Raw genomic sequence first — 20708 nt, forward strand, 5'->3', positions numbered from 1 at the left:
GGCCTTTAGTCATCCGAGGAGAGTGCAATGGCTGATCAGCAAGAGGGAACCTGGCTGACGCAGGAGGCATACGACCGCCTGCACGAAGAGCTCGACCACCTGCGCGGCCCCTGGCGCCGCGACATCGCGAAGCGCATCGAAGAGGCGCGCGAAGAGGGCGACCTTCGAGAGAACGGCGGCTACCACGCCGCAAAAGACGAACAGGGCAAGTTCGAGGGGCGCATCCGCGAGCTCGAGGCGCTGCTGCACAACGCGCAGGTCGGCACCGTCGAGGTCGAAGACGGCCGCGCCGCCCGTGGCACCGTCGTCACGGCGAAGGTCGCCGGCCGCGAGCTGCGCTTTCTGCTCGGCAACCGCGAGATCGCAAGCGGCGACATCAAGGTCTTCAGCGAAGAGAGCCCGCTGGGCGGCGCCGTCGTGCATCACAAGGCCGGAGACACCGTTTCGTACGAGGCCCCGAACGGCAAGACCATGCAGGTCGAGATCGTCTCGGTCGAGACCTACTCAGGCGAGTAGGCTCACCGCTTCTCATCTGTGGCGCAAAGGGCGTCTGGCCTCGGCCAGACGCCCTTTCTCACCTTCGCCTCACCGCACGATCTGCGGGTCGTACCCGATCTCGCGCAGACTGCCGAGCACCTGCTGCAGGTGCTCTTCGCCCTTGGTCTCGACTGAGATCTGCAGCTCGACCGCGCCGATGTCGAAGCCCTTGCCGTGTCGCGTGTGCAGCACCTCGACCACGTTCGCATCCTGCCCGGCGACGTGCTCTGAGATGATCTGCAGCTGGCCAGGGCGGTCGGGCAGCATCACTGAGATGGTCGCGTAGCGCGACAGCTCGACCAGACCGTACTGAATGATCTGCTGCAGCAGCAGCGGGTCGATGTTGCCGCCCGAGGCGATCGCGACAGTCGTTCCCTCGCTGTGCACCTTGCCCGCGAGAATCGCTGCGGGGGCCGCCGCGCCGGCTGGCTCGACGACGAGCTTCGCGCGTTCGAGCATCAGCACGATGGCTCGCGCGATCTCTTCGTCACGCACCGTGACGATCTCGTCGACGAGGTCGCGGATGATCTCGAAGTTCAGCGTGCCCGGGCGCCCGACCGCGATGCCGTCGGCGATGCTCGGCTGCACCGGCACGGTCACGGGATGGCCCGCCTCAAGCGACGGCAGATACGAGCTGGCGCGGTCTGACTGCACGCCGACCACTCGGATGCGATGACCGAGCAGCTGCGCCTTCTGCTTCACCGCGGCGGCGACGCCCGAGATCAGGCCGCCCCCGCCGATCGGCACGACGACGGTCTCGACATCGGGTTGCTGATCGAGAATCTCAAGCCCGATCGTTCCTGCGCCGGCGATGACCTTCGGGTCGTCATACGGGGGAATGAACGTCGCACCCGTCTCGGCGCTGAACGCCTTGGCCGCTGCCAGGGTGCGGTCGAAGATGTCGCCTTCGAGCCTCACCTCGGCGCCGTAGCGGCGGGTGGCCTGCAGCTTGGGCAGCGCGACTCCGATGGGCATGAAGATGGTCGCATCGACGCCCAGCTCGCGGGCAGCCATCGCGACGCCCTGCGCGTGGTTGCCGGCCGACGCCGCGACGACGCCGTGCGCACGCTCTTCATCGGTCAGCGACAGCAGCTTGGTGTACGCTCCGCGCACCTTGTATGCACCTGTGCGCTGCAGATTCTCGCATTTGATGAACACCTCGTGCCCGAGTTCGGCTCCCAACGCCTTCGACCGTTCGATGGGCGTGATCTTGGCGATCTGCGAGACGTTCGCGCGTGCTCGTTCGATCTCTTGCAGCGACGGCGCCGCGGCGAGTCCTATTGGTGTGGTCATGTGGAGTTCTTCTGCTTTCGTGTGATTTCCCCGGTCACACGCGACACCGCGCACAGATGGTCAGAGCCATGCGGGCGATGCTGCGACGTTCCAAGAATACCGGCCCGGTCTGTTCAGGGGCGGGCGCAGCGGCCGACTGCGTCTGCAAGGGGGTTTGGTACGGGCTGGCGCAGGGCGCTCAGCCCTTGGTAATTCTCGGTTCGTCGTCGTTCGCGTCTGACGCCCCGTCACCGTTCGTGGTGTCTGAGGCGTCGTCGTCAGCGGATGTCGAATCGCTGATTCCGCCGGCCACGGTCGCCGCGACCACGGCTGCGTCTCTCTTCGCAGCATGTGGACCGGTGAACGACGAACGCCCGGAGTTCTCGTCGATGGTCAGCTGAACGCCTTGGGCGAAGAGGTCGGACTCCCAGTCGCGGTCGCCGAAGTAGTTCACGATTCGGTTCGTCACCGCCACGAAGGGCACTGCGAAGAGCGCACCGGGAATGCCCGCGAGCATCGTGCCGATGGCGACGGAGAGCACCACGCCGAGCGGGTGCACCTTGACCGCGTTGCCCATGATCAGCGGCTGCATCACATGGCTCTCGAGCTGCTGCACGGCGATGACCACGGCGAGCATGATGAACGCGATGATCCAGCCTTTGTAGACCAGGGCCACGACGCAGACCAGAATGCCCGAGACGATGGCGCCGACGAAGGGCACGAACGATCCCATGAACACCAGGATCGACAGCGGCACCACCATGGGCAGGCCGAGGATGGCGGCGCCGATGCCGATGCCGACCGCGTCGCAGGCCGCCACCAGGATCTGCACGCGCACATAGCTCGACAGCGTGCGCCAGCCCGCGTGGCCGGCGCCGGAGACCGCCGCACGGACCCGCGTCGGCACCAGGCGCATGGCCCAGAAGAAGATGGTGCGACCGTCTGCGAGAAAGAAGAGCAGTGAGAAGAGCACGAGCAGCACGCCGGTGGCGATGTGACCGGCGGTCGTGCCCACCGAGAGGGCGCCGCTGACGATCGCGTGGCTGTCTTGCTGCGCCGAGTGCCAGAGCGCTCCGAGGTAATTGTTGATGTCGTCTTCGGTGATGTGCAGCGGAGAGTCGAGCAGAAAGGTCTTGAGCTCGCGGTAGGCGTTCTCGGAGTGCTCGATCAGCCCGTTCAGGCCGCGACTGAGCTGCGTCGCAATCGTCCAGAACAGCCCTGCCACGACGGCCAGAAAACCGAGCTCGACCAGCGCCACCGAAAGCCAGAGGTGCATGCCGTGTCGGTGCAGCCAGAGCACGAGCGGCCGCAGCAGCGAGGCGAAGAGCACGGCGACCACCACGGGGATCACCACGAGTCTGACCTGCACGACCGTCCACACGACCAGGGCGACGGCTGCGACGATGATGATCACCCGCCAGCTCCACCCGGCGGCGATGCGCACGCCCAGAGGCACGAACTCGCTCTCGCGATTCGACAACCGGTCTCGACCTGCGTCTGCTGACATGCTCAGCATTCTAGTCGAGCCCGCCGACACGACCGCGCAGCACACGGCTCTTCACAGTGCAGTGACATGCGACGCGGCTGTCAGCCGTGCAGCGCGGTGAGCGAGGCATCTGGCAGCGACCGCTTGCGGGCCGCCTTGGGCCGGTCGGTCATCTCGCCGACATAGAGCCAGCCCAGCAGCTGTTCGTGCTCGCCCAGACCATGGAATGCACGCACGGCAGGCTCTTCGACGATTCGACCGGTGCGCCAGAACGACCCCCAGCCCTCGGCTTGCAGCAGCAGCTGCAGCCCGTGCGCGACCTCGACGGCCACCGCGAGCTGCTCCCACTGCGGCACTTTCGAGAACTTGTCGGCGCGGTAGCTGCCGACCACCGCGATCAGCAGGGGCGCGCGCAGCGGCTTCGTGCTCGGATGCCTATCGCCGTGCGCCTCGCTCATCGCGGCGCCCAACCGGTTGCGCTCGTCGCCGCGCAGCGTGATCATGCGCCACGGGCGCAGCCCGGAGTGATCGGCCGCGTTGCCCGCCGACTTCAGATACTGACGCAGCTGCTTGTCGCTGGGCGCACGCTCGCCCACGCGCGGCTGCGATGCCCGCGTGCGCAGAGTCTTGGCCAGCCGCTTGCCGTCTTTGGTTCGAAAGCTCATACCCCCAGCCTAGCGGCGAACATGCACCGGGTCGTCACCGAGCTGATGCTCGATCGAGGTGGCCAGTGTGCGGCGCCACCACGCGTAATCGTGGCCTCCGTTGACCTCGGTGAGTGTGACATCCACACCGGCTTCGCTCAGCTGGGCGGCCAGCGCGCGCGTCGGCTCGAGCAGCACCCACTCCTGCAGGCCGACCTGCAGATCGATGCGCGCACCCACCGGCGGCCGGGCGGCGGCCTCGAGCGCGACATCCGGCTGCCACAGCGCGGCAGACTGGCTGATCGCGCCACCGAACACGTCGGGGCGGCGCACGACCGCGGCGATCGCGGCGAGCCCGCCCAGACTCTGGCCGGCGACGACCGTGCGGTGAGGGTCCCAGCTCAAAGCCGCGCCCCAGTGCTCGACCACCCATGGGCGCAGCCGATCAGCCAACCAGTCGACGATGCCGCCGTGCTCGTCGAGCTCGTCCCAGCGGCGTTCGCGGTCGGCGCTGTCGACGAAGACGGCCAGCAGCGGTGGGATGACGCCGTCGGCGATCATGTTGTCGAGGATGGTCGGCAGCGGCTGCACGCCGGCCCAGACGTCGCCGTCGAGCACGATGAGCAGGGGCAGCTGCTGGCCGGCGAGCATCGCCTGGGCGCCGGCATCGGCGAGTGCGTCATGAGCCCGGCCGGGCTTCGCCAGCTCGAGCGCGCTGGGCTCGTAGACCCAGAGACGGCGGTCGTCGGGGCCGCGGTGCTCGACCAGTGTGCCTTCGGGAACGTCGTCGCGAGGGGCCCGCCATTCTTCCTGCGGCGCGTGCCGCAGCGCCACGACCGACATGCGCACCCCGGCGCGGTTGGTGATCTGGCGCAGGTTGCGCGGGTCGGGCAGGCCGTGGTCGAGCACCTCGCGGATGCCGCGCTGGTCACGGCCCTGCCATGGCGCCGGCGCGCCCGGCAGCGCGATCTGATAGCTGTACGAGGCGATCCAGTCGCGGCGCATGAGATAGCTGAGGTGCCACAGGTCGGTACCGGGGATGCGATGCATCAGCGACTGGTCGAGATCGGTCTCGTCGGTGATGCGGTTGATGAAGAGCAGCACCTGCGCGGCGGCGTCGTCGTGCAGCACGAACGTGACGATGCGGTGGTCGGGGTCGTCTGGTGCGTCGGGGTGCTCGGGTGTGGCGGGCAGATGCTCGAACACCGGGCTCATCGGGTGCTCGGCCCGGAATTCGTCGGCGAGCGTCTGGGGCGTGTGCACGCCGTCGGGATGCTCGAGCAGGTGAGCGATGCGCGCCTCGAGCCCGGCGATCAGCGGGCTGGTGGTCAGCGGTGCCGGTTCGGGGCGGCGGGTCTTCGGCGGGTGCCGCCTGGCCGGGCTCATCGTTGACTCCCCTGTTGATTCGGCGACGCTCTTCACAGCGCGTTCACCTCGTGTTCATTCACCCGCCCATTCTGGCACGGCAGCCTGGCTCTGGCCATGGTCGAGTGCGCCTCACGACTCTGCAACCGCATGCAACCGGGCGGTTGCGTCCGAGCAGGGATGGCGAACGGCATCTCCCATGGCTCGATCGGCACCGAGCCGGCTCCTACTCCCCCGCGGACTCGTCGAGCTCCTCGATGCACGGCACCACAAGGGGCGTGCCGCTGATCGGGTCTTCGATGATCGCGTTCGGCAGCCCGAACACCTCTTCGATCAGCTCTGACGTCACGATCTCTCGGGGTGCCCCGTGCGTGACGACGACGCCCTCCTTCATCACGATCAGGTGTGTCGCGTACCGGAACGCCAGGTTCAGCTCGTGCAGCACCGCGACGACCGTGCGCCCGCTGCGATGCAGCCGCCGAGCCAGGTTCAGCACCTCGACCTGGTGAGCGATATCCAGGTAGGTGGTCGGCTCGTCGAGCAGCAGCAGCGGTGTCTGCTGCGCCAGCGCCATCGCGATCCACACCCGCTGCCGCTGGCCTCCCGACAGCTGGTCGATCGTGCGGTCGGCCAGATCAGACACGTTCGCCGCAGCCATCGCCTCGACCACGGCGCGCTCGTCGGCAGGCGTCCACTGCTTCAGCAGATTCTGGTGCGGAAAACGCCCCCGCGCCACCAGGTCAGAGACGATGATGCCTTCGGGCGCGCTCGGGTTCTGCGGCAGCAGACCGAGCCGCCGGGCGACCGCCTTCGGCGCGTAGTCGGTGATCTGCTGCTCGTCGAGCCACACCGCCCCGCTGCGTGGCGAAAGCATGCGCGCCATCGACTTCAGCAGCGTCGACTTGCCGCACGCGTTCGGTCCGACGATGACCGTCAGCTCCCCTTCCGGAATCTCAACGGTCACATCGTGCAGAATCTCGCGCCCGGTTTTGGCGTTGCCGTACCCGGTGACGAGATTCTGTGTACTCAGCCGCGAGGGTGCAGCGGATGTCCCACTCGCCTTCGTCGCCCCGGTCGCGCCCGCCTGGGGCGCTGCGTGTTCGGTGGATGCGCTCATGCGCGTTTCCTCCATTCCATGGCCAGCAGGATGATCAGGTAGATGCCGCCGAGCGAACCGGTGACCACACCGACCGCCAGCTCGTTGGGCGCGAAGATGCGCCGCGCGATCAGGTCAGACACCAGCACCAGCAGAGCACCCATGAGCCCCGCCCCGATCAGCCCGACACCCGGCGTTCGCGTGATGCGGCGCACCAGGTGCGGCGCAGCGAGGGCCACGAACGAGATCGGGCCGGCGGCGGCGACGGCGACGGCCATCAGCGCCACGCCGACGACGATCATCACCAGACGCGAGCGCTCGACGCGCACGCCGAGACCGATCGCAAGCGGGTCGCCCAGCGGCATCAGCGTCATCGACCGAAACTGGCTCCACGCCGCGGGCAGCAGCAGTACGAGAGCGACCGCGATCATGCCGCACTGCGGCCACAGCGAAGCATTCAGCGACCCGGCCATCCACTGCTGGGCCTTCTGGGCTGCGGAGAGATCGGCCTTCACGATCAGCAGCGAGTTGATCGCGGCGAGCACCGCCCCCACACCGATTCCCACCAGCACGAGGCGGTAGCCGGCGACTCCCCCGCGCCAGGCCAGCCCGTACACGATGGCTGCGGTGATCAGGCCGCCGCCGATGGCTCCGGCTGCGACGACGGCGGTCGATCCGCCGAAGAACATGATGCCGAGAATCGCTCCGGTGGCCGAGCCGCGGGTGAAACCGATGATGTCGGGAGACCCCAGCGGGTTGCCGCTGAGCACTTGGAATATCGCACCGGACGTGCCGAGTGCCATGCCCACCAGAATGCCGCTGACCACGCGCGGCAGGCGCACCTGGTTCACGAAGTACGGCACCAGTGGGTCGTCGAAGGTCTGGGTGCCGAAGACCGAGCCGAAGACGTCGCCGACGCTGATGTCGTAGTCGCCCAGCAGCACGCTGACGGTGCCCGTGATGAGAATGCCGGCGAGCAGCGCCCCGTACACGATCGCGCCACGACGTTCGAAGCGCAGGCGCAGCGGGCCGAGGTGCAGATGCGAGTGGGCCTGGCGCAGACTCGCACGAACCTTCCGCTGCTGTTCAGCAGTCGGCGTGACCAGCGGCAGATGATCGGTGGATGACGTGGGCGCGATGCTGGTTCTGGTGTCGCTCATAGGGCTGCGATCTTTCTTCGGCGCACGATCAGCACGAAGATCGGCGCACCGATCAGCGCGGCGATGATGCCCACCTGAACCTCGTCCGGGCGCACCAGCAGGCGCGCGATTACATCCGCGGCCAGCAGCCAGACCGGGCCGAGCAGAGCGCTGAAGACGGTGACCCAGCGTTGATCGGTGCCGACGAGCCAGCGTGCGAGAAAGGGCACGGCCAGGCCGACGAACCCGATCGGGCCGACTGCGGCCGTGGCTGCGCCGGCCAGCAGGGTGACGGCGACCATGGTGAGAGTGCGCGTGCGGTTGACCTGCACGCCGAGCGCCTTGCCGGTCTCGTCGCCGAGCGCGAGTGCGTTGAGCGACGGCGCGAGCAGCACGGCGATGACGAGCCCGGCGGCGATGAAGGGCAGCACCGTCATGAAGATGTTCCAGCCGCGCCCCTCGAACGAGCCGGCGACCCAGAAGCGGAACTCGTTGAATGCGACCTGGTTGCCGAGGATGACCGCTTCGGTGAGCGCCTGCAGCGCCGCGCTGATCGCGACGCCGGCGAGTGCGAGTCGCACCGGCGTGGCCGACGATCTGCCGGTCGCGCCGAGTGTGTAGACCGCTGCGGATGCGACGGCCGCACCGGCGAACGCGAACCACAGGTAGAAGCTGATGCCGCTGATGCCGGTCAGGGCGACGGCTAGCACGACGGCGAACGAGGCGCCGGCGTTCACGCCGAGGATGCCCGGGTCGGCCAGCGGGTTGCGCGTCAGCGACTGCATGAGGGCGCCGGCGACACCGAGGGCGACGCCGACGATGAGCCCCATCGCAGTGCGCGGAATGCGCAGCTGGTGCAGCACGACCGAGTTCTGGCCGCCGTCGGGGGCGAGCAGCAGGCGCCAGGTCTCGCCGAGCGGAATGTCTTTCGACCCGAGCGAGAGGCTCAGCAGAATGCCGAGGGCGAGCGCGACGAGCACACCGACGACCGCTGCGAGGCGCACTGACCCCGGGCGATGGATCTCTTCGGGGCCCGGAGCACCACGACCGGTTCGGGACGTTCTCTGCGTTCGAGCCCCGCCTTCAGCCACCGCCGGTTCACGCACGACTGCAGCTTCGCCCCATGCCGCGCGCTGTCACGCCTTCCGCCGTCCCCGCGGCCAGATCAGCAGAGCCGTCACCGCGGCGGCGACCAGCAGCAGCGTCCCGGCGAACACCGACGTGCCGAACCAGGGGAACCCGACCGACGTCGCGGACGCTTCGATCGTGGTCTCTGCCGCCGAATCTGCCGCCGCATCTGCCGCGTTCTCAGCCGCCGGGTCTGCGTCGCCGGTGCTTCCCCCGGCGATCGGCAGTTCGTCGTCGGTCACGTTCTTCGCGACGTCGGCTGAGTCTGGCGCGGGCACCATGACGACCGCGCCGTCGCCCACGCTCTGCGTCTGCGCGACCTCGCCGGTGACCGTCTGCGTGCTGCTGCCGGTCGAGGAGGCGTTCGCGCTCTTGGCCACGACGCGGAAGTCGCTCCCCCCGCGGTTCGAGGTCGCCGGGGAGTCGGTCAGAAACCGCAGCCAGTACGACCCGTTGGTGAGGTCGGCGGGAATCACGATCGTGCCCGTGGCCCGACCGCTCGCGTCGCTGTTCACCCGGGTGACCACGCACGACCCGTAGCGCACGCCCGATCCGCAGTACTGCCCGTCGGCGATCTTCACGCTGATGACGTGGTTCGCCGGGAACCCCGTCACGGTGAAGGTGAGGGCGTCGCCGACGCTCACGGTGGACGAGCTGACCGAGGATGCGGTGCCTGCGCTGTCAGAGCTCGCCCCGGCGGGAGGCAGCGCAGCAGCGACCGATGACGCGCCGAGCACCACCGCGACGGCTGCGAGAACGGCGCCGAGCATCCGCCCGATGCCACCCCATCGCATGCTGAACGTGTTCATGCGCTCCTCCTTCTGCGGGCGATGCCCAGCACGGTGGTGCCGACCAGGCCCAGCGCGAGCGTGCCGAAGGCGGCCAGCACCAGCGGGCCGTTCCAGTTCGTCGGGGTGACGGTGCCTGCGACCGGCGTCGTCGACTCGAAGGTCTTTCTGCCGCTGCTGCCGGGCACGGTGCCGGCGACCCATCCGACGAGTCCGCCAGACGAATCCACGAAGCTGAACTTGTGGTCGCCGCCCTCAAGGTCGACGATGTCGAACCGCACCTTGCGTTCCGCGTCGAGCTGTATCCAGTCCACCGTCTGCGGCCCGGGCCATGCGTGCAGGTACACCCATGCCCCCGGCTCCAGATCGGGGAAGGTCACCGTGAGCACTGTGCCGTCCTGCTCGACGTCCAGATCGCCGCGGTTGAGATCGGTGAGCTCGTCATCGCCGGAGACCGGCGCGGCCGGGGTGATCAGGGGACGCTGCACGGCGGCCGCCTGCGCCACGCTCACCAGGTCGGTGGTCGTGACCGTGGCCGACGTGGTGCCTGCGGCCTGCTGCACGACGATGTTGTCGGTGCCCTCGCCGGAGCCGCTGGCCGCAGCGCTGGGATCCACACGGCTGCCGATGCCGAAGCTCACCGTCGTGCTGCGCCCGACGTCTCCGGATCGCGCGCTGCCGGTCAGAAGCGTCACCGAATGCGTCTGGCCGTCTGCCCAGTCCGCCCCGGCCGCCGCCAGCGTGGACGATGTGGCCGTCGTCGGAATCTGCACGTCTGCGATCCAGTCGCCGTCATTGTCCGCCATCTGGTAAGCGAACACGTTGTTGGTGGTCCCACCGCCTTTGCAGGTGCCTGTCGAGTCGCTGCTCGGCGGGTTCAGGGCCAGTTCCGAGCCGTTGTCGAATTTGAACGCGATGCACGACCCGCGCAGACCGTCTGCTGTCGTCCAGCCGGTGCCTTCCAGGTGCAGCTTCCCGCCCGCTTCGACCAGCGCGACGACGCACAGACGGGCGTCGGCGTCACCCGTGACCCGCATCGCCTCGCAGTTCCACCCTTCGGGACGCACACCCCCGGCGACGCTGCCGGTGCCGTCCGCCCGCAGCGTCGCCACCGCGACGTTCTGGGCCTGGCCGACGCCGTTCTCCGCCGAGACGCGGAAGAGACGCCCATTGACCTCCGCGGTCATGCTTCCCGCGGCCAGTGTCAGAGCGCCACGGGCGGCGTCCTGCTCGGAGATGCCCGTCCATGTGCTGCCGGAGTCGTCGGAGCGCTCCCAGGTCACGCGCGGCCGTGGTGAACCGGCGACTGCCGCGTTCAGCTCGATCTCGTCGCCGGCTGTGACCGACACCGACTGCAGTGCGGTGGTGAATGACGGCGCCGCGGCCGCTTCGACGGGAAGGGTCAGCGTCGCCTGTGCCTGACCCGCCGTTGCGACGAGGGTGTAGCTCCCCGGCGATGTGTCTGCAGGAATCTTCACGGCGGCTGTGAACGTTCCACGGGAGGCCGCCTCCTGTGACACGGTCACCGATGCCGGCTCCGTCTCGAGCACGACGCCCTCTCCCTGCGACGGCCGCAGAGCGAACCGGACGGCCTCACCGGCTTCGGCGTCGAACCCGCTGCCCGCGACAGACGCGTCAAAACCCGCGGTGGCTTCGGGGATGCTGCTGGCCGCCGTGATCGTCGGGGTGTCTGAGGGAGCTGGCTCGGCGACTCTGAACTTCGCCCACTTCGAGAGGACGCCGTGGCCGTCCTCTGTCCCCGCCAGCAGACGGACCCAGTAGACGCCGCCGGTCTGCAGGTTGTCCGGCAGCTTGATCGACACGGAGAAGGTTCCGGCGGCGCCTGGAATATGCTGCTCCGCGTCGACGCGCAGGGTGCCCGTGCCGTCGACTGTGCCGGCAGGCTGGTCTCCCGGCAGCACCGTGTCAGCGTCCTTCCCATCGTTCAGCTTGAAATTCAGGACGCCCCCGGGCAGGCGCGACGCGAACCCCTCGCCGGTGACTTCGATCGTCGCACCCGGGCTGCCGACCGCTTCGCAGTTCGTCACGTGCAGAGTGCCCGCGCCAATGCCCTCGGCCGTTCCCCCTGGCGTGCCGTTCAGCGGGACGAGGCTCTGGCACGAGTCAGCACCCGTCGTCGCCGCGGTTTCGGCGAGCGGCGATGCGGACGCTGCCGCCACGACGTCCACAGTGCTCGAAACGTCTTCCCCGTCGACGGCGCCGGCCGAAGATGCAGGCAGCGCCCCGAGAGCGCCGAGAACCAGCAGGCCGGCTGCGGCAGTCGCCGTCAGACCGCGCACGATTCGAAACGCCTGATCGACTGTGCCGTAACGCCGATGCTGAGACGCCGCCTGAGACCTCACGGCCGGGGCCTGATCATACTTCTGCGGAGTCATCGGCTACTCTCCTGCCAGTTTGTTCTGCACGTCGGTGATGAGCGAGTCCATCAGCAGCGGCCCACCAGTCGAGGTCCACCGAGAACCGTCGACGAGGAAGACGTGCTGCTGCTGATAGACGTTCAGGCTCGTGAAGCCGGGAACGGCCACCGCCTGGCGCAGGGCTTCCTTAGCGGCCTCCTCATCGCTGGCCCCGCCGGCGTCGCTGTTGTCGACCGACGAGCCGCCGAGCGTGCCGAAGAACATGTAGTCGGCATCGATCTCGCTCAGGTTCTCGAGCGAGACGGGTTCGCTGTGCCCCGCCCCCTCTCGATTCTGACTCGCCGGCCGCTGCAGGCCCAGGTCGGTCAGGGCCTGCCCGGGCAGCAGCTCCTGAAGAATGAGTGACGCCGTATTGCCCTGCCACCGCACGATCGAGAACGTCTTGCCGCTGTAGTCGCCCAGCTGCGCCTTGACGTCGTCGACGTGCTCCTCATAGCTCTGCACGACCTTCGCCGCCTCGTCTGCACGATTGAGCGCGTCGCCGACGATGCGGAAGTTGTCACGCCAGGATCCGCCGGCGTCTCCTGCGACGACCACCGGGGCAAGCGCCTTGAGCTGTTCGATCTGCGCATCGTCGTTGATGCTCGTGCCGTCAGTGAGGATCAGGTCGGGCTTGAGCTTGCCGATCTCTTCGAAGTTCGGGTTGGCGACGTTGCCGACGATCGGCACGCCCGCCGCTCGGTCGCCCAGGTATGACGGGGCGGCCTGGAGCCCTCGCCCCGCAGTGGTGCCTGCTGGCTTCATATCGAGCGCGAGCACACCGTCCAGGGTCGGCTCGCTGAGGGTCACCACGGTCTGCGGGTCGGCGGGCACGGTCACTGTCGCGCCGGTCGCGTCGGCCACCGTGCGCGTCTGCCCGTCGGATGCGGGCTGCGTGCCCGGCGTGGAGGCCACGCCGCAGCCGGTGAGGGTCGCGGCGACGGCGACGCCGATGACACAGCCCACAACCTTGGCGAGGGTCGCTCGGGGTCGAGTGGCGATGAGACGCATGAACCGCAGAGTCACAGAATTCCTATCGTCCAGAGTGGCCGAGCACGACGCAGCAGAGCCGAACTGATGTGCACGACGAAACACCGCATGAACGTCTAGTCAACGCGGAACGGAACCGTGCGCCAAGCGCATGGGGCGAGGAATCGGCATCCGACACGGGAACCTGCAGCAGAGGACATCCTTCACAAGGTCTGATGACACAACGGTGCACCTGTGTAAGGTTGCTGTGAGTTCCGCTGGGACAGGAGGGTGATGTCATGCAGGCGCAGATGCATTCTCTGTTCTGGCCCCCGACACAGCCTGTGGAACTGGTCGTCAAGGCGCATCGTTGGAGGGCCACACCCACCCAAGCAGTCTGGATACCCGCAGCGACCAGATTTCGCGTCGAGCCCAGGGAGCATCCCCCGCTGTTCCGCATCGCCATCTCGGCAGAGCCGTCACACAACGGCGCCGTGCCAGACGCACCCCGAGTGATTCCGGTCACCACCGCCCTGCACGATCTCATCCTTGCGTACGTGACGGCACGTTTCCAAGGCGCGCCCGTCGACACCGACGCCATCGTCGCCGTGATCGCGCAGAACAGCAGACCAGCGGTCAGGCTTGCCCGCCCGTCAAGCCCTGAGGCCCGTGCGCTCGCCCTCTCGATCGAGATGAACCCGGCGAGCACCCCGTCGCTTCAGGATTGGGCCGCGGAGCGAGGGCTCAGCCCCAGAACGCTGCTCCGTCAGTTCCGTGCGGAGGCCGGCTGCACCGTGAACGAGTATCGGCTGCAGGCGCGTCTGCGCCTTGGCCTGCAGCTGCTCGACGAAGGCCGCACGCTGACAGAAGTCGCGAACGCGACCGGGTACAGTTCCCCGACCAGCTTTGTCGCGACCTTCCGCCGGACCTTCGGCGACCGCCCAGAGGCCTACGGCCTCGGAGTGAACGTTCACAGGCTCTGAGCGCTGCTTCTGCTTCTGCTTCTGCTTCTGCTTCCAGCAGATAGCCGCTGGCCGCCGCTGTTCCGAGTCAGGCTGGTTGTGAAGACCAGAGGAGGGGCCGAGAGACGCAGCAGAGGGGCCGAGAGCTCTTCAGCTCCCGGCCCCTCCTGTCCGTCAGTCTCGTTCAGAACTTGTCTCTCGTTCAGAACGTATTTGTGCGTTCGCACTCACGTTCTGAGCAGACTGCCGACCTACCTGCCTCAGACCCGGCGACGCCGCGTCAGGGCGAGTGCACCGGCGCCTGCCACCAGCAGCGCGAGCCCGCCGGCGATGCCGGCGACGCCGGCGCCTGTCTGCGCAAGCACGCTTGCCGAGGTGGTGCTCTCGGACGTCTCGGATGTCTCCGACGTCTCAGACGTTGCTGCAGCATCGACGTCCTGCTGCGTCAGGGTGATCCCGACCCAGCCGAGCAGCGTACCCGCTTCGTTCTGAACGGTGAGACGATGATCGCCTGCGCCGAGAGCGGCAGCGTCAACGCTGATTCGACCGCCAGCGGCCTGGAACCAGCCCAGCCCCTGCGGCGTCGTGTAACCGTAGACGTAGAGCCAGTCTCCGTCTGCAGCCACCTTGGACACGTCGATGGTCGCCACGGTGCCGTCCAGAGAGATCAGTGAGATGTCGCCCTGATTCGCAGCGGTCAGCCCGTCAGAGCTGCTGTGCGGAGCGGCCGGAGCAGTGGTCGGTGCCTGCTGACCCGGATCAACCGGGTCCACCGGATCAACCGGTGATGCTGCCTCGACCGTGACGGTGCGCGTCTTCTCAGCCGTGTTTCCGGCGCTGTCCGCCACCGTGTACGTCAGGGTGTACGAGCCCGCTGTCGCGGTATCGACGGTTCCCTCGACCTGCACCTGATCTGTCAGATCACCATCGACGTCATCCGACGCCGACACCCCTTCGTGGGCGTCGAACTCGTCGCCGACCGTGATCGTCACATCGCCGGGCACGGTCAGCTCCGGAGCCACCGTGTCAGGGTCTGCCTCGTCACCGAGCGTCTCCGGGTATCCCTGGAAGGGGATAACCGTGGGCTCCGAGACACCTGGAACGTAGGCGGCGGGGGTGAACTCGGCAGGCACAACTGGTTCTGCCGCATCGACGACCGTGATCGGGCCGAGCTTGCCGCTGCCGGGAGGATCCAGCAGCGTCCCGTTCGCATCCTTGCTCAGGCTTCCCGAGAGCACCTGAACCTCGAAGGTGTTCCCCGCGCTGAGGTTCGTCTGGACATTCGAGTTCGACGTGGTCGGCACCGGAATGCTCAGAGTGAAGTCGCCGTTGGCGTTGGCCTGCACGATGCCCTGCACATTCCGCGCCCGCCAGTCGTCCTGAGTGGCGTTCTCGCCGGTGTTCTCCACCTCGTACGTCGACGTGATGGCGTTCCCCGCTGGAGTGAACACCTTGAAGCCGATGCGCGCACCCGCGGTGCCTGCCGTGTTCACCCAGTTGGTTCCCGAGAGCTCGATCGTGCCGTCGGCGGTGACTTCGCTCGACCAGCTCACCGTCCGTATCGCACCCTGGCTGTTCGCGCCGAGCTTGGTCTCGCCCGCCGCCGCGGCGACGGTCGGTGCGGCTGTCGTCTGGAACGTCGCCTTGACACTGACCACAGGTGAGCTGTCGAGCAGGTACACCGTGTGCTCACCCGCCGTCGTGGCGTCACCGTTGAGCTTGGCCGTGGGCACTACGATCGTCTCACCGGTGAAGTTGCCGTTCTCGTCGGCGACGATGCGCCCGCGAGTCGCCTCTGACACGTTCTCGTCCGCGTTCGCACCGATCTGACCGTAGTCATCTCGATCGATCTTGACGGCGAGCTGCTGGCCCGGTGCGAAGCCGCTGCCGGAGAGCACCAGCGGCGTCGTCGTGCTGCCGGGCACGACCTCGGTCGTGTTCTGCACGTACACGTGTGCAGTGGTTGCCCCGGGGGTGATCTTGGTCACGTCATCGGCAGTGATGGCCGTCTGCGCCGCAGTCGCCCCCTTCTGCTCGACGTTGTTCGATCCGACCTCACCGGTCAGGAAGTCGAGTGCAAAGGGCACCTCGACCTGCGTGTGCGCACCGGCTTTGTCGACGACGTAGGCGCTGCCGTCGGCCACGATGATGTGGTTGGCCGCCTTGGAAGCGACCTGCACCGTCTCGATGATGCCGTGGCTCAGTCCGTCGACGACGGTGACCGTGCCTTGGTTGAAGTCGGCCACGTAGATCAGGTGCTTGTCCTGGTCAACGGCTACGGCGAGCGCCTGCGCACCGGTGTTGACTTCGTACTTGAGCGCCCCGGTCTCGAGGTCGTAGGCCTGCAGCGCGAGATCGCCGCCACCCTGGTTCGACGTGTAGATCTCACCCAGCGTCGTATCGATCGCCACGTTCGACGACGAGAAGGTCGTGCCCGAGCTGTTCGTCTGCAGACCGATGGTCTTCGACAGTTTCTGGGTCGCAAGATCGATCTCGTAGATCTTGTCGAGCTTCATGTCGCTGCTGTAGAGCTTGCCGTTCGCCTCGTCCAGGGCGAAGCCCATGGTCACGGTGTCGGCACCGGTGTGAATCTCGTTGACCTTCTCATGGGTCTTCGCGTCGTAGACGATCACGCCGGTGTCGTTGCCACCGCCGCGATTCGCCGCAGAGACGTACACGTATCCACGCGCCTCGTCGACAGCGACTTCGCGAGGATGCGAGAGCTCAGCCGTGACCTCGGTGGTGCCCGCTGCGTAGGTGGTGGTTCCCTGACCACCCTCCACGTCTTCTGCCGAATCGCGCACACGCGAATTGGCGTCGTAGCTGTTCCACACCTCGTCCAGCGTGTCCAGGCTGTACGACGACACCTGGTTGTCGCGCGTGTTGGTGACCCAGATCTCACCGTTCACGTCATCAACGTCAATGCCGAACGCGCCCTGGCGCTTGTATCCCGTGTGGGTGACCTCGCCGCCCGTCTCCAGGGCCTGGTCGTGGTTCAGCACGGGCAGATCGGCGACCGCCTCGACTTCGAGCGTCTCCGGGTTGAGCTTGGCGATCGTGCTGGTCATCACGGGAGGTCGGCCGCTTGAGCCTGTGACGTACAGGGCGTCTCGCTTGGACGAGTAGGCAATCTGGTACTGACCTGGAATGCCCTGCGTCTTCTCCGAGGTGAACGAGATGTCTCGAGTCACCGGAGTCGAGTCCTGCTCTGCCGCAGAGGCCTGGAGAGACCCGCCCAAAGCTCCGCTGACCACGAGGGCCACGCCGAGCGTGCACGCACCCGCACGCTGCAGGAGTGATCTCCTGCTGCGTGGCGGCGCGGCGCTCACTACATTGACAGCTGTCATCTGTACGCCACTTCCTTTTCAGTGTTCACAATGAGGCATCTTCATCTGTCGATAAGGCAGGCCTTGCTATATTTGTGCGCGGACACATAGGCAAGGCTCACCTCAGACAGAGGAAGGACCGTGAACAGCATGGCAAAGTCGCCGCAGACTGTGAAGATCGAAGGAACGAATTCCCTGCCGAGAGACGAGCAACATGGCATCGGACACAGCAAGTTCGTTCAGGAGACACCGCAGCCGGCCGAGCCAGCCGGCACGCTGATGGTCACGAGCCGAGGCACGCACCGCATCTCAATCGGCATGAACGACCACCTGCTCACACCAGGCATGGCGCTGTGGATTCCGGCGTCGACGAGGTCGCCGCACGCTCTCGCCGCCAGCACTTCTCACCCCTCGACTCCGGTGCCCGTCGTGTTCGCAGCGGGAGTCGTGCACCCGGGACCATTTCGACTCCCGACCGGCCCGACCGGCGTGCTGATGAGCTCCGAGATACAGCACGCCGTGCTGCAGCACATCTCGCACCGACTGATGCACGGCTGCGATCAGATCGAGCGACTCGGGCTGTGTCTCACTGCCTGCACGCGCACGACCATCGACATCGCGGCCACAATTGCCGCCCAGCATCCCCTGCCCACGCATATCCCGCGAGCTCAGACCGAGCAGATCAAGACCGTGGCACGCACGCTGCGTGAGCATCCTGCCGACAATCGATCGATCACGAGTTTCGCAGCCGAGATCGGCGTGAGCGCCAAGACCGTGCAACGAGCGTTCAGGAAGGAGCTCGGCATGTCGTTCAGCCACTACCACACCGTGGCACGGGTGCTCTACGCGCTCGAACGGCTGACACCGCAGAGCGACCTGACCGCCCTCGCCCAGAGCGCAGGCTATCGATCAGTGCAGACGTTCAGCCACGCGTTCCGCCAGCACCTCGGCCTCCTGCCCTCAACCGTCCAGCGAACGAGCCACAGTCTGCTGGCTGCCCCGGCACCTGCCCTGCACCGCTGACCGGCCCGTGCTCCACACGGACTGTCCAGCATCCGCCGACTACCGCAGCGCCAGCAGCTGGTCGTGCAGCACCTCGAGCACCGGCGCCTGCTCTGCGGCGCCGCTGCCGGGCTTCGTCGCGATCTGGCGCGAGAACGAGTCGATGCGACGGCTCGTGTCACGCAGATCGTAATAGGTCTGCACGATCTCGTCGTAGGCTGCGAGCGCCTCGTCGTGGTCGGAGAGATCGGGGTAGGCGTCCACGCCGACCGTGAGCGTTTTCGGCAAGCGCGGCTTGAGCTGAGGCTCTTGGTCGGCATGGCCGATCAGCAGGCCGACCAGCGGGAAGGTGCGCTTGGGCAGCCTGAGCGCGTCGATGACTTTGCGGGGGTCTCCCCCGATGCTGCCCAAGTAGACGGTGCCGAGCCCAAGGGATTCAGCGGCCACGACCACGTTCTGCGCCGCAATCAGGATGTCTTCGACGCCTTGCAGAAACAGCGCAGTGCTCTCGAGCGGCTCGAGGCTGGCCCCCTGCCGCGCACGAATCTGTGCGTTACGGTGCAGATCGACGACGAAGATGAGCAGCTCGCCCCGCGCGCCACCGACGTACGGCTGGCCCGACGACTCAAAGATGCGCTGCCGCACCTCGGGATCTTTCACTCGGATGATCGTTCGCTGCTGATAGAAGCTGCTGGTCGCCGCCTGCGCCGCGACGTCAAGCAGGCTCTGCATGGTCGCCTCGTCGATCGGCTCAGCCGTGTACGCGCGGATGCTGCGGTGCGCGAGCTGAGCGGCGATCGTCTCGTTCGGAGCGGGTTCGCGAGATGTGACGGACTCGGACACTGGTTTCTCCATTCTGCTGCGGGCACGGAAGATCGTCTGCGTGCGCGCGCAAGCCCGACGGGTCCACCCTGTCTGCAGAGCCTACTCGTGAGATCGGCCATCGCTCCACCAGAAGGCGCGACGCTTCACAATCTTCACGACGCTGTTCGGGAACGTGCGGGCGCTTGCCCCATCCTTGTGTAACGATTCGATCACTCCCGTGCGCATGTCGCCCCGATTCCCATCACGTTCTCATAGAATTCTGAGAGCACAGGGAGGGTGATATGGCCAACATCGAGGTGACCGCAGTCGCACTGGTTCTGCTCATCGTGGCGGGATCGCTCCTCGTTGTCGTCGTCAGCCTGCTGCTGCTCTACGTCGTCGTGCGTGAAGCGGTTCGTGCGGGCACGCGGACCGCCCTCCGAGAGTACGAGCAGGAGAAGGCGCTGCGACGCGCTCGCATAGAACGAGAGAAGCGCGCCCAAGCGGCCGCCCCCTACCGGCCGCCCACTGATTCGCGTGCGTCGGCCTCAGCGTCCACAACACCGAAGAGGGCGCCGGCAACCAAGACTCCCGCGGCATCACAGCCGGCAGGCACAGCCACGATGTTGTCGCCGAAGACTGCCCTGGGCGAACAAGCCGGAGACGTCGTCGGCCAGACTCGCGCATCTCGCCGCAGTGCCGATACGCACGAGACGCAGCGATCACGTTCATGGACATCGTGGTGGTCGCGCAGCACCCGCAACTCCGCGTCTCCGAACACCAAATCGACCGACGTCGTCTCCGACGTCACTCCTGCCCCGTCTCCAGATGCGTCAGCACAGGTGGTCTCCGCCCAGATCCGCACCGAAGGCGCTGGCCAGTTTCGGCGCGTGAGCTGAGCACACACCTTCTCTCTGAACGTCGTGACGTCTTCCCATTCAAGAGACGTCAGGTGTCACACCAGACACTGGCAGACGAGAGGGTCGTACCCCCAGTCGGGTTCGAACCGACACTGGGCCGATTTTAAGTCGGCTGCCTCTGCCAATTGGGCTATGGGGGCTGACACGAGCGGTGCGTCGGCAGGATATTCCGCTGCAAGCACATCGCACGCTCTGCCATCTTAGCGGCTGTGTCAGGCACCCTCTGTAGAGTTAAGGCTGCGGGCGGCATGCTCGCTGAAGACTTGAACAAGGAGATCATTGTGGGCGCTGGATGGATCACCCTCATTGTCGTGATCGCGATCGTCGTGATCATCGGCATCTGGCTATGGGCCACGTACAACGCTCTGGTTCGTCTGCGCGTGCGCGTCGACGAAGCCTGGAGCGACATCACGGTGCAGCTGAAGCGTCGAGCCGACCTGCTGCCGAACCTGATCGAGACGGTCAAGGGCTACGCGGCGCATGAGAAAGGCGTGTTCGAGGCGGTCACTCAGGCGCGCTCCGAGACGATCAACGCGAGCACCCCGGCCGAGGCCACTGTCGCCGAGGGACACCTGCAGGGTGCGCTGAAGAGCCTGTTCGCCGTCGCCGAGGCATACCCCGACCTCAAGGCGAACCAGAACTTTCTGCACCTGCAGCAAGAGCTCGTCGACACTGAAGACAAGATTCAGGCGTCTCGCCGCTTCTACAACGGTGGTGTGCGTGAGCTGAACACCAAGATTCAGACCTTCCCGACCAACATCATCGCGGGTGCCTTCGGGTTCACCAGCCGCGAGTTCTTCGAGGTCGACAATCCCAGCGCGATCGCAGAGCCCCCGCGCGTACAGTTCTGACC

The 20708-nt window shown here is 66.9% G+C and carries 17 protein-coding genes and 1 tRNA gene; 5 read left to right on the forward strand and 13 right to left on the reverse strand.

From position 1 onward, the window contains the following. Window positions 1–27: 27 nt before the first annotated feature. Window positions 28–516 (forward strand): transcription elongation factor GreA, encoded by a 489-nt coding sequence (gene greA, locus LRX77_RS09340; RefSeq protein WP_231832628.1) that lies wholly within the window; start codon window positions 28–30, stop codon window positions 514–516. Between the two features lie 69 nt (window positions 517–585). Here greA and ilvA read toward each other — a convergent pair whose 3' ends face one another. From ilvA to LRX77_RS09390, 10 genes are all read right to left on the reverse strand, one after another. Beyond that, window positions 586–1830 (reverse strand): threonine ammonia-lyase, encoded by a 1245-nt coding sequence (gene ilvA, locus LRX77_RS09345; RefSeq protein ID WP_231832629.1) that lies wholly within the window; start codon window positions 1828–1830, stop codon window positions 586–588. Between the two features lie 178 nt (window positions 1831–2008). Next, window positions 2009–3316, reverse strand: coding sequence for an AI-2E family transporter (locus LRX77_RS09350; RefSeq protein WP_231832630.1), 1308 nt, complete (start codon window positions 3314–3316; stop codon window positions 2009–2011). Between the two features lie 80 nt (window positions 3317–3396). Beyond that, window positions 3397–3960, reverse strand: a complete 564-nt coding sequence (locus tag LRX77_RS09355; RefSeq protein WP_231832631.1) for a nitroreductase family protein — start codon at window positions 3958–3960, stop codon at window positions 3397–3399. Window positions 3961–3969: 9 nt separating this feature from the next. Beyond that, window positions 3970–5325 carry an enterochelin esterase domain-containing protein gene (locus LRX77_RS09360; protein ID WP_231832632.1) on the reverse strand — a complete coding sequence of 452 codons (1356 nt, stop codon included), beginning with the start codon at window positions 5323–5325 and terminating at the stop codon, window positions 3970–3972. Window positions 5326–5530: 205 nt separating this feature from the next. Continuing rightward, entirely contained in the window at window positions 5531–6421 is an 891-nt protein-coding gene (locus LRX77_RS09365; RefSeq protein WP_231832633.1) for an ABC transporter ATP-binding protein, read from the reverse strand. Next, on the reverse strand, window positions 6418–7560 hold the full coding sequence (locus LRX77_RS09370; RefSeq protein WP_231832634.1) for a FecCD family ABC transporter permease: 1143 nt from the start codon (window positions 7558–7560) through the stop codon (window positions 6418–6420). The genes LRX77_RS09365 and LRX77_RS09370 overlap by 4 nt, the downstream gene beginning before the upstream one ends. Then, a complete protein-coding gene (locus tag LRX77_RS09375) occupies window positions 7557–8645 on the reverse strand; it encodes a FecCD family ABC transporter permease (RefSeq protein ID WP_231832635.1) in 1089 nt (362 codons plus the stop codon). Before LRX77_RS09375 ends, LRX77_RS09370 begins: the two co-directional genes overlap by 4 nt. A 30-nt stretch (window positions 8646–8675) precedes the next feature. After that, on the reverse strand, window positions 8676–9476 hold the full coding sequence (locus LRX77_RS09380) for a hypothetical protein (RefSeq protein WP_231832636.1): 801 nt from the start codon (window positions 9474–9476) through the stop codon (window positions 8676–8678). Then, window positions 9473–11851 (reverse strand): hypothetical protein, encoded by a 2379-nt coding sequence (locus LRX77_RS09385; protein WP_231832637.1) that lies wholly within the window; start codon window positions 11849–11851, stop codon window positions 9473–9475. The genes LRX77_RS09380 and LRX77_RS09385 overlap by 4 nt, the downstream gene beginning before the upstream one ends. A gap of 3 nt (window positions 11852–11854) precedes the next feature. Continuing rightward, window positions 11855–12898 carry an ABC transporter substrate-binding protein gene (locus LRX77_RS09390; RefSeq protein ID WP_231832638.1) on the reverse strand — a complete coding sequence of 348 codons (1044 nt, stop codon included), beginning with the start codon at window positions 12896–12898 and terminating at the stop codon, window positions 11855–11857. A 254-nt stretch (window positions 12899–13152) separates the two neighbouring features. On the opposite strand from LRX77_RS09390, the gene LRX77_RS09395 reads away from it, so the two are divergent. After that, window positions 13153–13824 carry a helix-turn-helix domain-containing protein gene (locus LRX77_RS09395; RefSeq protein ID WP_231832639.1) on the forward strand — a complete coding sequence of 224 codons (672 nt, stop codon included), beginning with the start codon at window positions 13153–13155 and terminating at the stop codon, window positions 13822–13824. Window positions 13825–14063: 239 nt separating this feature from the next. On the opposite strand, the gene LRX77_RS09400 is transcribed toward LRX77_RS09395, so the two are convergent. Then, the gene (locus tag LRX77_RS09400; RefSeq protein ID WP_231832640.1) at window positions 14064–17150 is read right to left on the reverse strand and encodes an immunoglobulin-like domain-containing protein; all 3087 of its coding nucleotides are present in this window, start codon (window positions 17148–17150) and stop codon (window positions 14064–14066) included. A 129-nt stretch (window positions 17151–17279) separates the two neighbouring features. Here LRX77_RS09400 and LRX77_RS09405 point away from each other — a divergent pair, with 129 nt between their 5' ends. Beyond that, window positions 17280–18152 (forward strand): AraC family transcriptional regulator, encoded by an 873-nt coding sequence (locus tag LRX77_RS09405; protein ID WP_231832676.1) that lies wholly within the window; start codon window positions 17280–17282, stop codon window positions 18150–18152. Between the two features lie 39 nt (window positions 18153–18191). Here the strand turns inward: LRX77_RS09405 and LRX77_RS09410 are convergent, their stop codons facing one another. Continuing rightward, window positions 18192–18974, reverse strand: coding sequence for an NADPH-dependent oxidoreductase (locus LRX77_RS09410; protein WP_231832641.1), 783 nt, complete (start codon window positions 18972–18974; stop codon window positions 18192–18194). 263 nt (window positions 18975–19237) lie between these two features. Here LRX77_RS09410 and LRX77_RS09415 point away from each other — a divergent pair, with 263 nt between their 5' ends. Next, on the forward strand, window positions 19238–19834 hold the full coding sequence (locus LRX77_RS09415) for a hypothetical protein (RefSeq protein ID WP_231832642.1): 597 nt from the start codon (window positions 19238–19240) through the stop codon (window positions 19832–19834). 87 nt (window positions 19835–19921) lie between these two features. Here LRX77_RS09415 and LRX77_RS09420 read toward each other — a convergent pair. Next, window positions 19922–19995, reverse strand: a tRNA-Leu gene (locus LRX77_RS09420). A gap of 108 nt (window positions 19996–20103) precedes the next feature. Between LRX77_RS09420 and LRX77_RS09425 the strand changes: the two genes are divergently transcribed. After that, window positions 20104–20706, forward strand: a complete 603-nt coding sequence (locus LRX77_RS09425; protein ID WP_231832643.1) for a LemA family protein — start codon at window positions 20104–20106, stop codon at window positions 20704–20706. Window positions 20707–20708 lie beyond the last annotated feature (2 nt).

It is taken from the genome of Pseudoclavibacter sp. 13-3, assembly GCF_021168475.1.
Lineage (GTDB): Bacteria > Actinomycetota > Actinomycetes > Actinomycetales > Microbacteriaceae > Pseudoclavibacter_A.

Excerpts from the sequence above, each read along its gene's own strand:
- LRX77_RS09350 (WP_231832630.1), bottom strand. The coding sequence starts at position 3,316 with ATGTCAGCAGACGCAGGTCGAGACCGGTTGTCGAATCGCGAGAGCGAG.
- LRX77_RS09395 (WP_231832639.1), top strand. The coding sequence starts at position 13,153 with ATGCATTCTCTGTTCTGGCCCCCGACACAGCCTGTGGAACTGGTCGTC.
- LRX77_RS09370 (WP_231832634.1), bottom strand. The coding sequence starts at position 7,560 with ATGAGCGACACCAGAACCAGCATCGCGCCCACGTCATCCACCGATCAT.
- LRX77_RS09355 (WP_231832631.1), bottom strand. The coding sequence starts at position 3,960 with ATGAGCTTTCGAACCAAAGACGGCAAGCGGCTGGCCAAGACTCTGCGC.
- LRX77_RS09425 (WP_231832643.1), top strand. The coding sequence starts at position 20,104 with ATGCTCGCTGAAGACTTGAACAAGGAGATCATTGTGGGCGCTGGATGG.
- LRX77_RS09360 (WP_231832632.1), bottom strand. The coding sequence starts at position 5,325 with ATGAGCCCGGCCAGGCGGCACCCGCCGAAGACCCGCCGCCCCGAACCG.
- LRX77_RS09400 (WP_231832640.1), bottom strand. The coding sequence starts at position 17,150 with ATGACAGCTGTCAATGTAGTGAGCGCCGCGCCGCCACGCAGCAGGAGA.
- LRX77_RS09405 (WP_231832676.1), top strand. The coding sequence starts at position 17,280 with ATGGCAAAGTCGCCGCAGACTGTGAAGATCGAAGGAACGAATTCCCTG.
- LRX77_RS09385 (WP_231832637.1), bottom strand. The coding sequence starts at position 11,851 with ATGACTCCGCAGAAGTATGATCAGGCCCCGGCCGTGAGGTCTCAGGCG.
- LRX77_RS09365 (WP_231832633.1), bottom strand. The coding sequence starts at position 6,421 with ATGAGCGCATCCACCGAACACGCAGCGCCCCAGGCGGGCGCGACCGGG.
- LRX77_RS09415 (WP_231832642.1), top strand. The coding sequence starts at position 19,238 with ATGGCCAACATCGAGGTGACCGCAGTCGCACTGGTTCTGCTCATCGTG.
- greA (WP_231832628.1), top strand. The coding sequence starts at position 28 with ATGGCTGATCAGCAAGAGGGAACCTGGCTGACGCAGGAGGCATACGAC.
- ilvA (WP_231832629.1), bottom strand. The coding sequence starts at position 1,830 with ATGACCACACCAATAGGACTCGCCGCGGCGCCGTCGCTGCAAGAGATC.
- LRX77_RS09380 (WP_231832636.1), bottom strand. The coding sequence starts at position 9,476 with ATGAACACGTTCAGCATGCGATGGGGTGGCATCGGGCGGATGCTCGGC.